Here is a 15,672-nt window from a genome sequence, read left to right on the forward strand (position 1 = left end):
ACTGCGGCCAATACGAAGTTAAGAAGGTGGTTTCAAATGAAAAAAATTCATCTCGGTCTCATCTTTGTCATCAGTATCGCTCTTCTCCTCTCCGTCGGTTTCGGTCTATTGACGATGTACGCGAACCAAAAGGAGCTGCCGAAGGGAGTCGTTCTCTCCGGCTGGCAGGTAGGGGGGCAACCCGCCGACGAGGTATTGTCCGAGCTGGAACAGCGGCTCCATGCCATGACTAGCATCAAGGTGACGCTGGAGTCGGAGGCCCTGAAAGGGCACGCGGAAAACTTCAGTCTCCAAGAAGCCGGCGTTCGGTTCAGCGCAGCCGATTTCAGGGAAGCCATCGCCAAGCTGTCCGAAGGATCGCTATGGGAACAGGTTCTTTACCGGCGGCAGTTTCAGCTGGAATGGCATATATCCACCGACTGGAATCGCGACGTATTGAAAGGGCGGTTAAACGAAGACTGGCAAAAAGAACGCTTTGGAGAGCCTGTCAACGCAGTGCGGAGCATTTCCGAAGACGATGTGGTCCGGTATACCCCGGAGAAAACCGCGTACCGCATCGATTGGCCTGCGTTCTATGAAGGGTTCAGCGCAGCGCTTCCGAACGAGTCCCACTTCACGGAACCGTATCCGGAAGAAGCCATTGCGGTGCAGCTGCCTCTTATCCGTCAAAAGCCCCCCGTTACCGTAAAGTCGCTGCAGGACGAGGGCATTGAGCGAAAAATCGTTGAATTCTCCACCGGTCTTGGATCCAGCGGGCCCGGACGCGTACATAACGTAACCGCTGCCGCCAAAGCCGTGGACGGCATGATTCTGAAGCCCGGCGATGAGTTCAATTATGCTCATATCATTGATGTTGCGAAGAAGGAGTATGGATTTGAGGAAGCTCCCGTCATCGTGAACGGCAAGCTGGTGCCCGGTATCGGGGGCGGGATCTGCCAGGTATCCAGCACAGTGTATCATGCCGCCCTGCTGATCGGGCTGGAGATCACCGAAAGGCGGAATCATTCCCTTCCGGTCAGCTACTTGCCCAAGGGACAGGACGCCACCTTTGCCGAAGGGGCGATCAACTTTCGCTTCCGAAACAATACAGGCAAGCATCTGCTGATCCTGTCCGAGGTATCGCACGGCAATTTAACGCTGAAGATGTTCGGCACCTTCCCGGAAAATACGGAATACGAACTGGTATCCACCACGATCGAAACCTTGCCTTCGCCGGAAAAGGTCATCCACAACAACTCGCTGCCGCCGGGATTGAAGCAGGTGGTTCAGAACGGAAAACCAGGTTATGTGGTAGAAACCTACCGAACCAAGAAAGTGAACGGGAAAGTCGTGGAGAACGTGAAAATATCCAAGGATACCTACCGCCCCCAGAACAGCATCGTTGCCATCAATCCGACGAACGAGGTCCCGCTGCCGGATGCGAACGAAACGCCCAAAGAGGAAGTCGTTGAGGACGGTATCAGCGCCCCGTAAATCGAAGCTGACACGAAACAGCCCGCATTCGCGAATCGAACCGCGAATACGGGCTGTTTTCCTTGCCGTTATTTTAATGTCGTGCATCGATTTTATAATAGCTTCCGATTTCCGCCTGGGCATCTGCGCTGAACGTCTCGGTATATTCCACCCGGCCGATGGAGCAGCCCTTTCCGATATGGACTCTCCTGCCCCTGACAATGGCCGCGCTCGTATTCTCCAGACGGATATCCTCGCCTTCAACCAGCTCGACATTCAGATATCCGATCCGTGAGGAACGGAACCATTTGGCCAGCACCGTTGGAGCTATGAAGACCGTGCGGCTTCGGAGTTCGTTGACGCGCGAGGCTTGCGCAACGAGCCTCAGCGTCAATTCCCGAGCTATCACGGATCCGCTCACGCGTAGTATGCCGCGGACCGTCATCTCTTCGGCTTCCAGGTTGCCGCCAACATCCAGGGTACCGTTCACGACGCCTTTTACCGCAAACAGATCGGCTCCCGTGCTCAAGCCGCCATTGATTCCGATGCGGCTGATTCTAACGCTTCCGCCGGCATCCAAGCTTCCATTCACCCGGACGTGCTCCATCTGGACATGATGGGACACCTTCACATGGCCGTTCACTCTAGCCTGCCTTCCGAGCAGGCTTCCGTTTATGACCGCGCTCCCGTTGCAGCTTAGCAGATGGCAATCCGTGTCGCCATGAATGACGCCTTCACCGTTTATCCGAAGCTTGCCGACAATACCGCTGCCAACGACACCGTCACCCGTTATGGAAACACCGGGTCTTTCTACGGCTGTTCCGTCATGCACCATATCGCTGCCTCCTTGCCATCTATTCGGCCTATGCCCGGATGCTCGGCCCGATGTCGCCCTTAAAACCGCCGGGATGCTCTGACCTGGGCTTCCGGATGCTGCGTCAATTCATCCCGGTATTCCACTTGCCGAATCTCGCACCCTGGGCCGAGAATCACCCGGTTGCCGCGGACGATATCGGCTTCGACATGCTCTAGATCCAGAACATCGCCCTCAATAATGCGTGCCTCCAGCCGCGTTCCCCGTAATGGCAGGGACAGCATCTCCCAGAGACGCTTTCCTTTTTTGCGGATCGTGATCCGGTCTCCGACGATTTCCTGCGCAAGGCAGCGGCCCAACAGCCGAATATCCGCTGTTCCTACATGCAGGCGGCCATCGATCTTGAAGCCCCCATGAAACGTGGCCGTCTCACTCCGCACGTCACCATGGCTTCTCAAGTTTCCGGTTACATCAAGCCTCTTCGATTCGGAATCACCGTGAATGCTGCAATGCCCCCCGATAAAAATGGACCGGCTGCGCACGCCTCTCTTCACGCTCAGGCTGCCGGCTACATGCAGCTCCTCAGCGTCCACCGTCCCCTTAATGGTTCCCGAACCGTTCACGCGAATCTTGTCGGCAGCTACGTCGCCGTTCAAACTCATCGTTCCGTTGCCTGTTAATTCCCGGCAATCCAGATCTCCATTCACCTGCCCGGCACCATCGATTCGCACCTTGCCGTATTGGCCGCCGCTTGAGCTGCCGGTTCCCGTAATCTTCAGATCGGACAGTTTATCGTCATGTGGTATCATGAGCATACTCCTCCAGATTCACAAATAGGATCATCATGCTATATCTTAACTGGACACTCGCTAAACTTCTAAATCTATGCCATTGAATCCTCCACCAGATGGAGCCATAATCTCCCTCTAAGATAACACAACGCAGCGCATCATAGAACAGCCCGATGGCTGAACCTCGCCTCGGTCTGAAGACCGAGGCGTTTTATGCACGGATTCATTCCATCCGTTTCAATTCGGTCGCTGACACCGCCTTTATGCTCCTGGAGAATGGCGAAGCTTCCGAACGCAGCAGACTTTAAATCCGTTTTCGCCCGCCGCAGACGATGACTTAGATTTACTTGGAGCAAGGGAGATCGATTGTGATATGATCCTAATAGGCTCGTCATTTTGATCTCTCATTTTCAAAAATGAAAGGGGATACATAATCCATGGCTCTTATGCAATGTCACTTTTACTCGGAGGTGCTCGGTCTCAGCACGTCCATGACCGTCATTCTCCCTCAGCAAACCTCTTCACAAATCGGCATGACGAATCATGCCAAAAGCGGTCTGCATCCGACGCTCTTCCTCCTGCACGGCCTGTCCGACGACGATTCCATCTGGCTGCGCAGAACCTCCATCGAACGCTACGTGGCCGAGATGGGCATTGCCGTCGTTATGCCGCAAGTGCATCGCAGCTTCTATACGGACATGGAATACGGCGGCAAATACTGGACCTTTATCAGCCAGGAGCTGCCGACCATCGCCCGCTCCTTCTTCCCGTTATCCCACGCGAGGGAAGATAACTTCGTCGCCGGGTTGTCCATGGGCGGCTACGGGGCGTTCAAGCTTGCCCTTCGCTGTCCCGAATCCTTCGCCGCTGCTGCCAGCCTGTCGGGCGCGCTCGACATGGCGGGTCATATTAATAGGAACGAGGCTTTGTTTGAGCATCGTTTAGTCTACGGAGATCGGGACATTACCGGCACCGACAATGACCTGTTGCGGCTGCTTCAGGAAGTGGACCGCTCGGAGGGACCGAAACCGCTGCTGTATCAATGCTGCGGAACGGAAGACTTCCTCTACCAAGACAATCAAGCGTTCCGCAAAGCCTGCGAAGCAACCTCCCTGGATCTCACGTATCAGGAAGGGCCGGGCGGCCACGATTGGGGATATTGGGATACCCATATCCAGGATGTTCTAAAATGGCTTCCGTTGAAAGCCTGATGAACCCATAATATGCACGCCATGAACGAGCCAGCGGTACATTCTCGGTTCCATGGGGTGTACTGGGTGTACTTCTCTTCGTGAGAGGATTTTAGGCAATCCCTCATTCAACGGATCTCATCGTTACACAACAAAAGGTGGATCGGCAAATGTAACATTTGCCGATCCACCTTTATTTTTGCTGCGTCAGGTTTTCTGTATCCTTACTCTACATTCCCCTGACGGAGACCCAGCCATTCTTCTGTGACCTGAAGGGTCTGCACGCTGCGGTCAATCGCCGCCTTCACCTGCTCGGTTGCCGTGCCGCCGTAAACGTTACGCGCATTGACCACCGCCTCGGGTTGAAGCACGCCGTAGATGGAGTCGTCAAACAGCTCGGAGAACTGCTTGAATTCATCCAGCGTCAGGTCCAGCAGGTATTTGTTGTTCTGGATGCAGTACAATACGGTCTTGCCGATCACTTCGTGGGCCTGGCGGAAAGGAAGCCCTTTGCCGACCAGGAAGTCCGCAATATCCGTTGCATTGGAGAAGTCGGTGTTCACTGCTTCGCGCATGCGGCCTTTGTTGACCTTCATCGTGGCGATCATCGGCGCGAACAGCTGCAATGCGCCTTCCAGCGTGGCTACCGTGTCGAACATGCCCTCTTTGTCTTCCTGCATGTCCTTGTTATAAGCAAGCGGCAGCGACTTCAGCACGGTAAGCAGACCCATCAGGTTGCCGTATACCCGCCCGGTTTTGCCGCGGACAAGCTCGGGCACGTCCGGGTTCTTCTTCTGCGGCATAATGCTGCTGCCCGTGCAGAACGCATCATCCAGCTCGACGAAGTTGAACTCGGTGCTGCTCCAAAGCACCAGCTCCTCGCTCAGGCGGGACAAGTGCATCATGATGATGGAAGCATCCGAGAGGAATTCCAGGATAAAGTCGCGGTCGCTGACCGCATCCAGGCTGTTCTCGTAAACGCCGTCGAAACCGAGCTGCTCGGCCACGAAATGGCGGTCGATCGGGAACGTTGTGCCCGCAAGCGCGCCTGCCCCGAGCGGCAGCACGTTAATGCGCTTATAGCTGTCGATCAGACGGTCGATATCCCGCTGGAACATGGACACGTAAGCCATCAGATGATGCGCGAACAGAATCGGCTGCGCACGCTGAAGATGCGTATACCCCGGAATAATCGTATCCAGGTTATCCTTCGCTTGCCCGATCAACGCGGTCTGCAGCTCGTGCAGCATGCCGGTCAACGCCACGACGCGGTTGCGCAAATACAAGTGCATGTCCGTTGCCACCTGGTCGTTTCGGCTGCGGCCCGTGTGGAGCTTGCCGCCGACAGGTCCGATTTCCTCGATCAGATTCTTCTCGATGTTCATATGGATATCCTCATCCGATACGGAGAACTCGATGCTGCCCTCACGGATGCGCTCCAGCACTTTGCCCAATCCTGCCTTGATCGTCTCTACGTCTTCCGCCGGCACGATGCCGCATTTGCCCAGCATGGACACATGCGCAAGGCTTCCCTGGATGTCCTCCTCGGCCAGCTGCTTGTCAAAACCGATGGATGCCGTATATTCCTCCACCAATGCGTTGGTCTGCTTCGTAAAGCGTCCGCCCCATAACTTGCTCACAACACTTGCCCCTCTCTGATTTAAGGCAGAGGGCCGCTTCCCGCTTAAGAGGTCCCGTTCATCCCGTTGCACGAGAATCGACGGAGCTCTCCAGCATGAAAACGGCCTTCAGCCTGTTCATTACTAGTACGTCCATATCCATACGCTTATATTCGAACAATTACCGGATATAAGACATAAGGCTTCATATCATGTATCCTTCGGCCGCGTTGTTACCGCGCTCTATCCGATGCGCTTGTTCCGTTAAACGGGCCCTCAGACTGTTTTATTGATTTTGATTCACGCCGGTTGCCACTTTCAAACGCAATGCGTTCAAGCGGATAAAGCCGGTAGCATCGCCTTGATCGTAAGCTTGCGTCGGATCGGCTTCCATCGTGGCGATGTCCGGGTTGTACAGGCTCACCGGACTCTTCACGCCTGCGCCGATCACATTGCCCTTGTACAGCTTCACGCGCACCGTTCCCGTAACGTTCTTCTGGCTCTCGGTCACCAGCGCCTGCAATGCCAGACGCTCCGGCGCAAACCAGAAGCCGTTATAAACCAAGGTGCTGTAGCGGGTAATCAGGCTGTCGCGCAGGTTCATCACTTCACGGTCCATCGTGATGGACTCCATCTTGCGATGAGCGGTGAACAGGATCGTGCCGCCAGGAGTCTCATAGACGCCGCGGCTCTTCATGCCGACAAAGCGGTTCTCCACCATATCCACGCGACCGATGCCGTGCTTGCCGCCCAGCTCGTTCAGCTTCTCCATCACTTGCAGCGGGCTCATCGACTCGCCGTTCAGCGCAACGACATTCCCTTGCTCGAACGTAAGCTCGAGGTATTCCGCCTCATCCGGCGCATCCTCAGGCGATACGCTGAGCAGGTACATATCCTTGCTGTCCTCCGCGCTTGCATCGAACCAAGGATCCTCCAGCACGCCGCTCTCGTAACTGATATGGAGCAGGTTGCGGTCCATGGAGTAGGATTTCGCAGCGGATGCTGTTACCGGAATGCCGTGCGCTTCCGCGTAAGCGATCATCTCCGCGCGTCCCGGGAAGGAGTTGCGGAACTCCTCGATGCGCCAAGGCGCGATCACTTCAATGTCCGGTGCCAAGCCGGCAACGCCCAGCTCAAAACGAACCTGGTCATTCCCTTTACCCGTAGCGCCGTGCGCAATCGCCGTCGCGCCTTCGGCACGTGCGATATCCACCATGCGTTTCGCGATCAACGGACGCGCGATGCTGGTGCCGAGCAGGTACTGCCCTTCGTACATGGCACCCGCCTGGAACATCGGGAAGATGAAATCATTCGCAAATTCGTCTCGCAGATCGTCGATGTATACTTTGGAGGCGCCGGTCGCCAGCGCTTTTTCCTCAAGTCCGTCCAGCTCTTCCTTTTGGCCGATATCGGCCGTGAAGGCAATGATCTCCGCATCGTAGGTTTCTTTCAGCCACTTCAGAATGACGGACGTATCCAAACCGCCGGAATACGCCAGTACGATTTTTTGTTTTGCCATGGTTAAACTCCCTCTCTTTGTTACTAACAACCCTGTCCTTCATTATACTAAAGATAACGTCCATTGACGCATTTTCATAGAGAATGTTCGCTGGTCATCGGCGGCTTTATGCCATCAAAGCAACCATCAAAGCCTTCTGGGCATGAAGACGGTTCTCTGCCTGATCGAAAATGACGGAATTGGCACCGTCGATCACGCCTTCGCTGACCTCTTCGCCGCGGTGGGCCGGAAGGCAGTGCAGGAACAAGTAATCCGGCTTAGCTGCTTTCACCAGCTCCTCATTCACCTGATAGTCCGCAAAGGCGGCTTCCCGCTGTGCCTGCTCCTCTTCAAAGCCCATGCTTGCCCATACATCCGTGTAGATCACGTCCGCATCCTTCGCGGCTTCGAGCGGGTCTTGGGTAATCGTGATTTTGCCGCCCGTTTGCGCCGCGATTTCCTCGCTCAGCTTCACGATGCTGGCATCCGCCTCGTAGCCCTTCGGACTGGCCACGGCCACATGCATGCCCATCTTGGCACCGCCGATCAGGAGCGAATGCGCCATGTTGTTGCCATCGCCGATAAAGGCCATTTTGAGGCCTTTCAGCTTGCCCTTGTGCTCCAGCACCGTCTGCAAATCAGCCAGCACCTGACATGGATGCGCCATGTCGCTCAGGCCGTTGATGACCGGAATCGAAGCATATTTCGCAAGGTTGACCACGTTGTCGTGCCCGAAGGTACGGATCATCAGGCCGTCCAGATAACGGGACATCACCTGCGCCGTATCGCTGATCGGCTCGCCGCGTCCGAGCTGAATATCGTTTTTGCTCAAAAAGAGTGCATGTCCGCCCAGCTGGAACATCCCAGCCTCGAACGAAACCCGCGTCCGCGTGGACGACTTCTCAAAAATCAAGCCGATCGTCTTGCCTTTCAGCGGCTGATAGACTTCGCCGTTCTTCTGCTTGCGCTTGATCTCGATTGCCGAATCGAGCAAGAACTGAATCTCTTCCGTCGAGTATTCGTCCAGCTCGATCATATCCCGCCCTTTCAGGCTTAATTCCTTCAATTGTCCGCTAGCGGCCATATTCTTCAGTCCTCCTTAACCATGCTGTTATTATCCAAAATGCTGCTGCACGATTCTTCTATGCTTGGCTAACCGCCGTGTGCTCATGTATAAGTTCCGTAACGATCGATACCGCCTGGTCGATCTCTTGTTTCGTGACGTACAGATTCGGAAGCAGCCGGATCACGTTCGGTCCTGCCGTTACGAACAGCAGCCCGCGGCTCTGCCCTTTCAGCACCAGTTCGCCAACCGGTTCGACGCATTCGATGCCGATCAGCAGGCCTTTCCCCCGGATCGCCTTCACAAAAGGATGATTCCCCAGGCTCTCATTCAGCTTCGTCATCAAATATTCTCCGGCTTCGGCCGCGCGCTGCGGCACGTCGTCCTCCAGCATCGTCTCGATGGTGGCCTGGATGACGGCGCTGGCAATCGGCGTGCCGCCAAACGTCGTGGCATGGCTTCCTGCCGTGAAGGCTTCGCGCAAGTAAGCCTTGCCCAGCATCGCGCCGACCGGGAACCCGGAGCCGAGCCCTTTGGCCACGGTGAAAATATCCGGCTCGATGCCGTAATGCTCGTGCGCAAACAGCTTGCCGGTCCGGCCCATGCCCGTTTGCACCTCGTCCACGATCAGCAGCAGTCCGTGCTTCTTGCACAGCCCGGTGACGGCTTGAAGGAATTCCGGTTCCACCGGATGCACGCCGCCCTCCGCCTGCACCATCTCGATCATGATGGCTGCGGTATTGTCGTTAATGGCTGCTTCCAGCGCCGGAAGGTCATGCAGGGGAACGCTTTTGAAGCCTGCCGGAAGCGGAAGGAAGCCTTCCTTCACCTTATCCTGGCCGGTGGCCGTCAGCGTAGCCAGCGTCCGACCATGGAAGGACTGGGTAAACGTAATGACCTCGTAGCGTCCCGTTCCCTTCACCTTCTGATGGTAGCGGCGTGCCAGCTTAATGGCAGCTTCGTTCGCTTCGGCCCCGCTGTTGCAGAAGAAGACCGCATCCGCGCAGGTGTTGGCTGTCAGCAGCTCGGCTGCTTTTTCCTGGCCCGGAATGTGGAACAGGTTCGAGACATGCCACAATTCATCCAGCTGGGCTTTCAGCTTCTCTTTCACTTTTACCGGGGCATGGCCGAGATTCGTTACCGCCAGACCGGCCATAAAATCAAGATACTTGTTGCCTTGATCATCCCATAGCCAGCTGCCCTCCCCTTTGACCAGGGCGATTGGGTATCTGGCGTACGTTTGGAACAACGAGCTTTCATTAGCTGCTTTGATACCGCCTGCTGCTTCTTTTCCCATAGCCTTCACACACTCCTTTGCATTTGGCATTGCTTCGTGTTTCACGTTTGAACCGTCCTACGATATGAACATCCATTAAGCTTAACCAGCACTGCGAATTCGGATCATTCCTCCGATCCCTGTTGCCCACAGATTTTCATGGAATCATGCAATCAAGGATAAATTCCGTGGACAAAGGGGCCCGCTTCGCTTCTCCGGAATGATGCCGCCTTCTCCGTTGAAGTTTTTTATAGTTCCGGTTTGACCATCAAACCGAACCTGATTACATCCGCACGATGCGCGTGCCCAGCACTTCGCCGCCAAGCACCCGGCTCAGCACGTTCGGCTCGCTTCCGTCCACGATGACGACCTCGCTCACTTTGCCGTGAATGCAACTGATGGCTGCTCTTACCTTCGGTATCATGCCGCCATAGATTTCGCCCGTTCCGATCATATCCTCGATCTCCTGCACCGTCACGGTCGGAAGCACCCGCTTCTCGCCGCCCGATCCCTTCATGATCCCCGGCACGTCGGTGACAACGATCATCCGGTTAACGCCCAGATGAGAAGCCACTGCACCAGCTGCGGTATCGGCATTGATGTTATAGCGCTGACCGGATGAATCCACGCCGATCGGCGCAACCACCGGCATGTATCCCATCCCCAGCACGCCGCTCAGGATCGATGACTTCACCAACGTAACGTCGCCGACCCAGCCAACCTCCGCATGGTTCGTCACCGGTTTGGCCTCGATCAGCCCGCCGTCCGAACCGGACAAGCCGATGGCAGAACCGCCCACGCTTTGAATCCGTCGTACGATCTGTTTATTGATGGTGCCCGCAAGCACCATCTCCACGACGTCCAGCACATCCTCCGTCGTCTTCCGCAGCCCGTTCACAAACTCGGTCTCGATGCCGAGTTTCTCCAGGTTGCCGGAAATTGCGGGACCGCCGCCGTGCACGATAACAGGGTTAACCCCCTTTACCTGCAGATTCTTCAAATCCTCGAAGAAGCTGTCCGGAAGGGCCGCGAGCGTGCTGCCGCCGCATTTCATCACAAACGTATCCGCGCTTGAGGTTTGAACCGGCTGCGAATTCTCTTGATCGATCGTGCTCTTCATATCCATCTCCTCCGTCCTGATTTTTTGTTATCTAAGTACGATAAGCCGCATTAATGCGGACGTAGTCATAGGTTAAATCACAGCCCCAAGCCGTAGCCGACCCGCTGCCGATATGCAGCTTCACGTCGATATCCACGGTGTCGCCTTGAAGGTAAGCCAGCGCCGCATCTTCGTCAAAAGCAACGGGCCTTGACTGCTCCAGCACCGAAATCGGGCCAATGGCAATATCCACCGTCTCCGGATTGACCGGACGGCCTGCGCGGCCCACAGCCGCAATGATCCGTCCCCAGTTGGCATCCGCACCGAACACCGCCGATTTGACCAGGCTGGAGCCGATGATGGTCTTGGCGATCGCTTGCGCGTCATCGTCGCTTTCGGCGCCGTCCACGCGAACCTCGATCAAGCGGGAAGCTCCCTCTCCGTCACGCGCGATCGCCTTCGCCAGCTGCTGGCACACATAGTGGAAACCGGCAGCGAATGCATCCCAATCCGGATGCTCCGGCGTAAGCACGTCGTGCCCCGCCAAGCCGCTGGCCATCGCAACCAGCATATCGTTGGTGCTTGTATCGCCGTCCACCGTAATCATATTAAAGGTCAGGTTGGTCGTTTGGCGCAGCAGCAGCTGCAGCGCTTCCTGACCAATGACCGCATCCGTCGTCATGAATCCGAGCATGGTCGCCATGTTCGGATGAATCATCCCCGATCCCTTCGCCGTGCCGGCGATGGTCACCTTCGTGCCGTCAACCTGTACGGTAACGCAGGCTTCCTTTTTTACCAGATCGGTTGTCAAAATCGCTTGGCTGAAGCTTTCAGCCCCTTCGCTTTCGCCGCTGAGCCGTGCAGGCAAGCCGGCAATACCGGAGGATACTCGGTCCATCTTCAGCAGCTCCCCGATGACACCCGTCGAAGCAACGGCCACATCGTTCACGTCCAGGCCGAATTGCGCAGCCGTATCGGCGCGCATCGTGTAAGCATCCTCTTCGCCCTGCTTGCCCGTGCAGGCATTGGCATTCCCGCTGTTCACCACAATCGCGCGAAGCTTGCCGTCCTCTAAGCTTTCACGCGTTACCTTCAGCGGTGCCGCTTGGAACAGGTTCGTCGTATAGACGGCAGCCGCCACGGCAGGCACATCGCATACAATGACGCCCAGGTCGTTACGGTCGGTCTTCTTAAGTCCACAGTGGAGCCCGGCAGCCTTGAAGCCTTGCGGCGTTACGATGCTGCCCCCATCGATAATCGCAAACGTATTCTCTCCCATGTCTGTATCCCCAGCCGCTTACGGATAAATCGGCGTAAACGTAAGTCCGAGGCTCTCCTCCCATCCCATCATCAAATTCAGGTTCTGGATCGCCTGCCCGGCCGCACCCTTCACCACATTATCAATGACCGATATAATGGTCACCCTGTTCGTGCGCGCATCCACCGCAAAGCCGATATCGCAGAAGTTCGACCCGCTGACTTCTTTTGTTGCAGGCCATACGCCCAGGTCGCGAATTCTCACAAATTTACGATCCTTGAAATACTGGCGGTACAGTTCAATGAAATCCTCTTCCGTGTAAGGACCGTTCAGCGTGGCATACATGGTGCTCATGATCCCCCGCGTCATCGGTACCAGATGCGTCGTAAAGGTGACCGTGATCGGTTCGCCCGCTACCTGAGTCAATACCTGCTCGACCTCGGGAATATGCTGATGCTTATTCACCTTGTAGGCTTTGAAGTTCTCGTTGATTTCAGCATAATGCGTCATCAGGCTCGTTCCCCGTCCTGCACCGGACACGCCGGATTTGGCGTCGATAATAAGGGATGAAGCATCGATCCAGCCCGCGCTGATGGCCGGAATCAGGCCCAGCAGCGTCGCGGTCGGATAACAGCCCGGATTGGAGATGAAATCCACATCGCGGACCTCTTCGCCAAACACTTCGCACAGGCCGTATACGGCCTTTTCCAACAGCTCCGCGCTCGGAGCCGTGTGTTTATACCACTGTTCATATACGGCTCCATCTTTCAAGCGAAAATCGCCCGAGAGATCAATGACCTTCAAGCCTGCATCCAGCAGCTCCGGTACCAGCTTGGCACTGACGCCCGAAGGCGTAGCCGCAAATACCAAGTCGGCCACCTCGGCGATTTCCGCCGGGTTAACGCCATCCAGGTTGCGTGTGATGATATTGGTCAAATGCGGAAATCCGTCCGATATCGGTACGCCTGCCGTCGATGAAGAGATTACCGATGTAATCTCAACGCGCGGGTGCGCTTGCAGCAAGCGGATCAATTCCACGCCACCGTAGCCGGTAGATCCAACAATAGCAACTCTTACTGTATTTGTGTCCGTCATATCCTCATCCCTCTCCCCAAGGAACAGCTGAAGGACCTTATGCAAGGTCCCATTCATCCATCCTTCATCTCTACGCCATGCTCTTCCGTTTCCTGCGTCAAAAGCGATATGTGCTTCCAAGGTATTCATTGACTTTATCCGTCTCATAAATATGTATTATTATACGACCGAATTTATATAAATACAATGGATTATTCAAATTTGGTCCAAACTGCTAACGAGCTCCGAGGCAATGTCTATCGAGATGGATCGAACTCTTCTTTCAGAATGGAATAGAGCTTGAGGTCCCAATGCTGCCCCTTAACCTTGATCCCCTTCCTCACCGTCCCCTCATAGGACATGCCGATCTTCTCCATTACGCGCTGAGAGCCGATATTCCCCACTAAACATCGAGCCTGAACGCGTACAAGCTCCATACGGCCGAAACCAAGCTTGAGCAGCGCGGAGGCCGCCTCGGTCATGATGCCTTGCCCCCAACAATCCCGTGCCAGTACATAACCGATCTCCGCGGCCTGCTGCTCGGGCTTCCACCATACAAAATCAACCGTCCCGACCAGTCGCCCGCTCTCCTTCAGCTCGATCCCCCACGGGGCAATATCATGCTTGGCATACTGAGCCAGTATGAATTGAATAAACCGCTTGCTGTCATCGATCGAGCGATGGGTCTCCCAAGTAACGTATTTCGCTACCTCATCGTCTGAGGCATAGGCATACATCTGATCGGCATCCTGCATCGATACTCTGCGAAGGCGCAGACGGTCGGTTTCCAGCACCGGCAAACTGCCGTAGATCTGTTCGATTTCCATTCGTAAGTCCCCCTTACTTGTTCTATAAACTAAGACTCAACGCTCCCTATTACTTTTAACCTAATAAATATGACTATCGACCTAAACGGTGCTTTGATATAATCCTCTTTAGGAAATATGTTCCTACAACTTAGATTCCTGGAGGTAAAACCATGATATTCAAAAGAACGACGGGCCTATTATGTCTTCTCTTACTGATCTGCCTCACGTGGCAGGCTCCTCATCCCAGTTTCGCTGCCGCTTCAACCACCCAAGCCAAAACCAAACCTGCGCCAATGTTAATCCTCAACAAGAACACGGCGGCTTATTTGAAAAAGGGAGTCATCCCGGGCTTTGGCGGCGTCCAATTCGGCATGACCCAAAATCAGATCGCTTCCAAATTGGGAAAACCTGTGAGTTCATTCTACCACTACGGCGGCGAGTTTTGGAAATTCAAAAATATTTCGTATGCCGGATTTAATTTCGAAAACCCTTATACAGGCTCTAACGGCATGTGGTGTTTGTTGATAGGTAAAGAAGGCTTCCCGAACCAAACCTTTGCAGACGTCAAAAAGCATTTAGGCAGCGCCTACGAAATGTATTATAACGACATGGAAGAGGCGTACGAGATGGTCTACACATTCGGCAAGACCCGCATCTCCTTCATGGCGGACACCTCCAAGGCAAAGATTACGCTGGTTCAGATCCGTCGGTAACACTCCCAGTGCATAAAAAAAAGAAGTAACCCAGGTTCAGACTAAACCGTCTGACAAATGGTTACTTCTTTTTTTATAGAGAGTATGCTGACGAGCCGCGAGGCTACGCCTTAATATTGCGGAATCCTTCGCCCAATACCTCATGGGCATTGCTAATGATGACGAAGGCATTCGGATCCACCGATTGGACCACCGTTTTGAGACGGGGAATTTCGCTCTGTCCGACGACGACCATCAGGACCGTCCGGTGTTCGCCCGTATAGCCTCCCTCTGCGGTAAGCTTGGTTAAACCGCGGTCAAGGTCCTCGAGAATGGCCTTGGTAATCGGCTCCGTATGATCGGATATAATGTAGGCCACCTTGGTGAAGCTAAAGCCCAGCTCAATGGCATCAATCACTTTGCCTGTCACGTACAGTCCGATCAGCGCGTATAACGCCTGCTCCAGTGAAAGCACGAGGGCTGCCGACGAGATTACGATCGCATCCAGCAGTACGACGCAGACGGAAAAGCTCAGGCCGCTGTATTTTTGCAGGAGCTGTGCCACGATGGTCAACCCGCCGGTTGACCCCCTGCCGCGATAGACCAGCCCCATGCCGATACCGACGCCGATACCGCCATAAATGGAAGCCAGCAGCGGGTTAGAGGTTGGAATCGGCCAGTCCTTGGTCAAAAAGACGAACAGCGGCAAAATCACGCTTCCCAGCAGGGAGCGGATGCCGTAGTCGCGTCCAAGCAGCCAAAAGCCAAGCACGAACAACGGAATGTTCAGCGCCCACTGCGTAAAGGCCGGTTCAATGCCGAGCCATGCTTGCGCAAGAACGGACAAACCCGACACGCCGCCCGAGGCGATGTGATTGGGCAGGAAAAACAGATTAAACGACAGCGCCATAATAAAGGAGCCGACGATAATAAAGATTGCGTCCACCGTCTGCCGAAGCGGACCGTTGATCGGAATCAAGGGTTCTCTTTTTCGATTGTTGATCGATGGATTGCCAGCGGATTGCGCCATAGTTCTA

General features: G+C 55.0%; 14 protein-coding genes. 3 read left to right on the forward strand and 11 right to left on the reverse strand.

What is annotated here, in order from left to right:
• Window positions 1-36 precede the first annotated feature (36 nt).
• Entirely contained in the window at window positions 37-1,473 is a 1,437-nt protein-coding gene (locus GYMC10_RS29025; RefSeq protein ID WP_015737695.1) for a VanW family protein, read from the forward strand.
• 73 nt (window positions 1,474-1,546) lie between these two features.
• Here the strand turns inward: GYMC10_RS29025 and GYMC10_RS29030 are convergent, their stop codons facing one another.
• Window positions 1,547-2,287 (reverse strand): hypothetical protein, encoded by a 741-nt coding sequence (locus tag GYMC10_RS29030; protein ID WP_015737696.1) that lies wholly within the window; start codon window positions 2,285-2,287, stop codon window positions 1,547-1,549.
• 59 nt (window positions 2,288-2,346) lie between these two features.
• Window positions 2,347-3,075 carry a polymer-forming cytoskeletal protein gene (locus GYMC10_RS29035; protein ID WP_015737697.1) on the reverse strand — a complete coding sequence of 243 codons (729 nt, stop codon included), beginning with the start codon at window positions 3,073-3,075 and terminating at the stop codon, window positions 2,347-2,349.
• Between the two features lie 419 nt (window positions 3,076-3,494).
• Here GYMC10_RS29035 and GYMC10_RS29040 point away from each other — a divergent pair, with 419 nt between their 5' ends.
• Window positions 3,495-4,268, forward strand: coding sequence for an alpha/beta hydrolase (locus GYMC10_RS29040; RefSeq protein ID WP_015737698.1), 774 nt, complete (start codon window positions 3,495-3,497; stop codon window positions 4,266-4,268).
• Between the two features lie 203 nt (window positions 4,269-4,471).
• Here the strand turns inward: GYMC10_RS29040 and argH are convergent, their stop codons facing one another.
• The 8 genes from argH to GYMC10_RS29080 all read right to left on the reverse strand — a co-directional run bounded on the left by argH (window position 4,472) and on the right by GYMC10_RS29080 (window position 13,961).
• Window positions 4,472-5,887 carry an argininosuccinate lyase gene (argH, locus tag GYMC10_RS29045; RefSeq protein ID WP_015737699.1) on the reverse strand — a complete coding sequence of 472 codons (1,416 nt, stop codon included), beginning with the start codon at window positions 5,885-5,887 and terminating at the stop codon, window positions 4,472-4,474.
• Window positions 5,888-6,152: 265 nt separating this feature from the next.
• Window positions 6,153-7,385 (reverse strand): argininosuccinate synthase, encoded by a 1,233-nt coding sequence (locus GYMC10_RS29050; protein WP_015737700.1) that lies wholly within the window; start codon window positions 7,383-7,385, stop codon window positions 6,153-6,155.
• Between the two features lie 106 nt (window positions 7,386-7,491).
• On the reverse strand, window positions 7,492-8,448 hold the full coding sequence (gene argF / locus GYMC10_RS29055; protein WP_009594235.1) for an ornithine carbamoyltransferase: 957 nt from the start codon (window positions 8,446-8,448) through the stop codon (window positions 7,492-7,494).
• Between the two features lie 58 nt (window positions 8,449-8,506).
• Window positions 8,507-9,724, reverse strand: a complete 1,218-nt coding sequence (locus GYMC10_RS29060) for an acetylornithine transaminase (RefSeq protein ID WP_015737701.1) — start codon at window positions 9,722-9,724, stop codon at window positions 8,507-8,509.
• 262 nt (window positions 9,725-9,986) lie between these two features.
• The gene (gene argB / locus GYMC10_RS29065; RefSeq protein WP_015737702.1) at window positions 9,987-10,823 is read right to left on the reverse strand and encodes an acetylglutamate kinase; all 837 of its coding nucleotides are present in this window, start codon (window positions 10,821-10,823) and stop codon (window positions 9,987-9,989) included.
• Window positions 10,824-10,854: 31 nt separating this feature from the next.
• On the reverse strand, window positions 10,855-12,081 hold the full coding sequence (gene argJ, locus GYMC10_RS29070; RefSeq protein WP_015737703.1) for a bifunctional glutamate N-acetyltransferase/amino-acid acetyltransferase ArgJ: 1,227 nt from the start codon (window positions 12,079-12,081) through the stop codon (window positions 10,855-10,857).
• A gap of 18 nt (window positions 12,082-12,099) precedes the next feature.
• A complete protein-coding gene (gene argC, locus GYMC10_RS29075) occupies window positions 12,100-13,155 on the reverse strand; it encodes an N-acetyl-gamma-glutamyl-phosphate reductase (protein ID WP_015737704.1) in 1,056 nt (351 codons plus the stop codon).
• Window positions 13,156-13,391: 236 nt separating this feature from the next.
• Entirely contained in the window at window positions 13,392-13,961 is a 570-nt protein-coding gene (locus tag GYMC10_RS29080; RefSeq protein WP_015737705.1) for a GNAT family N-acetyltransferase, read from the reverse strand.
• A 152-nt stretch (window positions 13,962-14,113) separates the two neighbouring features.
• On the opposite strand from GYMC10_RS29080, the gene GYMC10_RS29085 reads away from it, so the two are divergent.
• Complete coding sequence (locus GYMC10_RS29085; RefSeq protein WP_015737706.1) at window positions 14,114-14,656, forward strand: hypothetical protein; 543 nt, start codon at window positions 14,114-14,116, stop codon at window positions 14,654-14,656.
• Between the two features lie 103 nt (window positions 14,657-14,759).
• On the opposite strand, the gene GYMC10_RS29090 is transcribed toward GYMC10_RS29085, so the two are convergent.
• The gene (locus GYMC10_RS29090; RefSeq protein ID WP_015737707.1) at window positions 14,760-15,665 is read right to left on the reverse strand and encodes a YitT family protein; all 906 of its coding nucleotides are present in this window, start codon (window positions 15,663-15,665) and stop codon (window positions 14,760-14,762) included.
• Window positions 15,666-15,672: the final 7 nt, after the last annotated feature.

The organism is Paenibacillus sp. Y412MC10, assembly GCF_000024685.1.
In the GTDB taxonomy this organism is placed as follows: domain Bacteria; phylum Bacillota; class Bacilli; order Paenibacillales; family Paenibacillaceae; genus Paenibacillus_AQ; species Paenibacillus_AQ lautus_A.

Bases quoted from the DNA above. Each gene is read 5' to 3' on its own strand.
- argJ (WP_015737703.1), bottom strand. From the start codon at position 12,081: ATGGGAGAGAATACGTTTGCGATTATCGATGGGGGCAGCATCGTAACG.
- GYMC10_RS29085 (WP_015737706.1), top strand. From the start codon at position 14,114: ATGATATTCAAAAGAACGACGGGCCTATTATGTCTTCTCTTACTGATC.
- argC (WP_015737704.1), bottom strand. From the start codon at position 13,155: ATGACGGACACAAATACAGTAAGAGTTGCTATTGTTGGATCTACCGGC.
- GYMC10_RS29090 (WP_015737707.1), bottom strand. From the start codon at position 15,665: ATGGCGCAATCCGCTGGCAATCCATCGATCAACAATCGAAAAAGAGAA.
- GYMC10_RS29050 (WP_015737700.1), bottom strand. From the start codon at position 7,385: ATGGCAAAACAAAAAATCGTACTGGCGTATTCCGGCGGTTTGGATACG.
- argF (WP_009594235.1), bottom strand. From the start codon at position 8,448: ATGGCCGCTAGCGGACAATTGAAGGAATTAAGCCTGAAAGGGCGGGAT.
- GYMC10_RS29035 (WP_015737697.1), bottom strand. From the start codon at position 3,075: ATGATACCACATGACGATAAACTGTCCGATCTGAAGATTACGGGAACC.
- GYMC10_RS29060 (WP_015737701.1), bottom strand. From the start codon at position 9,724: ATGGGAAAAGAAGCAGCAGGCGGTATCAAAGCAGCTAATGAAAGCTCG.
- GYMC10_RS29040 (WP_015737698.1), top strand. From the start codon at position 3,495: ATGGCTCTTATGCAATGTCACTTTTACTCGGAGGTGCTCGGTCTCAGC.
- argB (WP_015737702.1), bottom strand. From the start codon at position 10,823: ATGAAGAGCACGATCGATCAAGAGAATTCGCAGCCGGTTCAAACCTCA.
- GYMC10_RS29025 (WP_015737695.1), top strand. From the start codon at position 37: ATGAAAAAAATTCATCTCGGTCTCATCTTTGTCATCAGTATCGCTCTT.
- GYMC10_RS29080 (WP_015737705.1), bottom strand. From the start codon at position 13,961: ATGGAAATCGAACAGATCTACGGCAGTTTGCCGGTGCTGGAAACCGAC.
- GYMC10_RS29030 (WP_015737696.1), bottom strand. From the start codon at position 2,287: ATGGTGCATGACGGAACAGCCGTAGAAAGACCCGGTGTTTCCATAACG.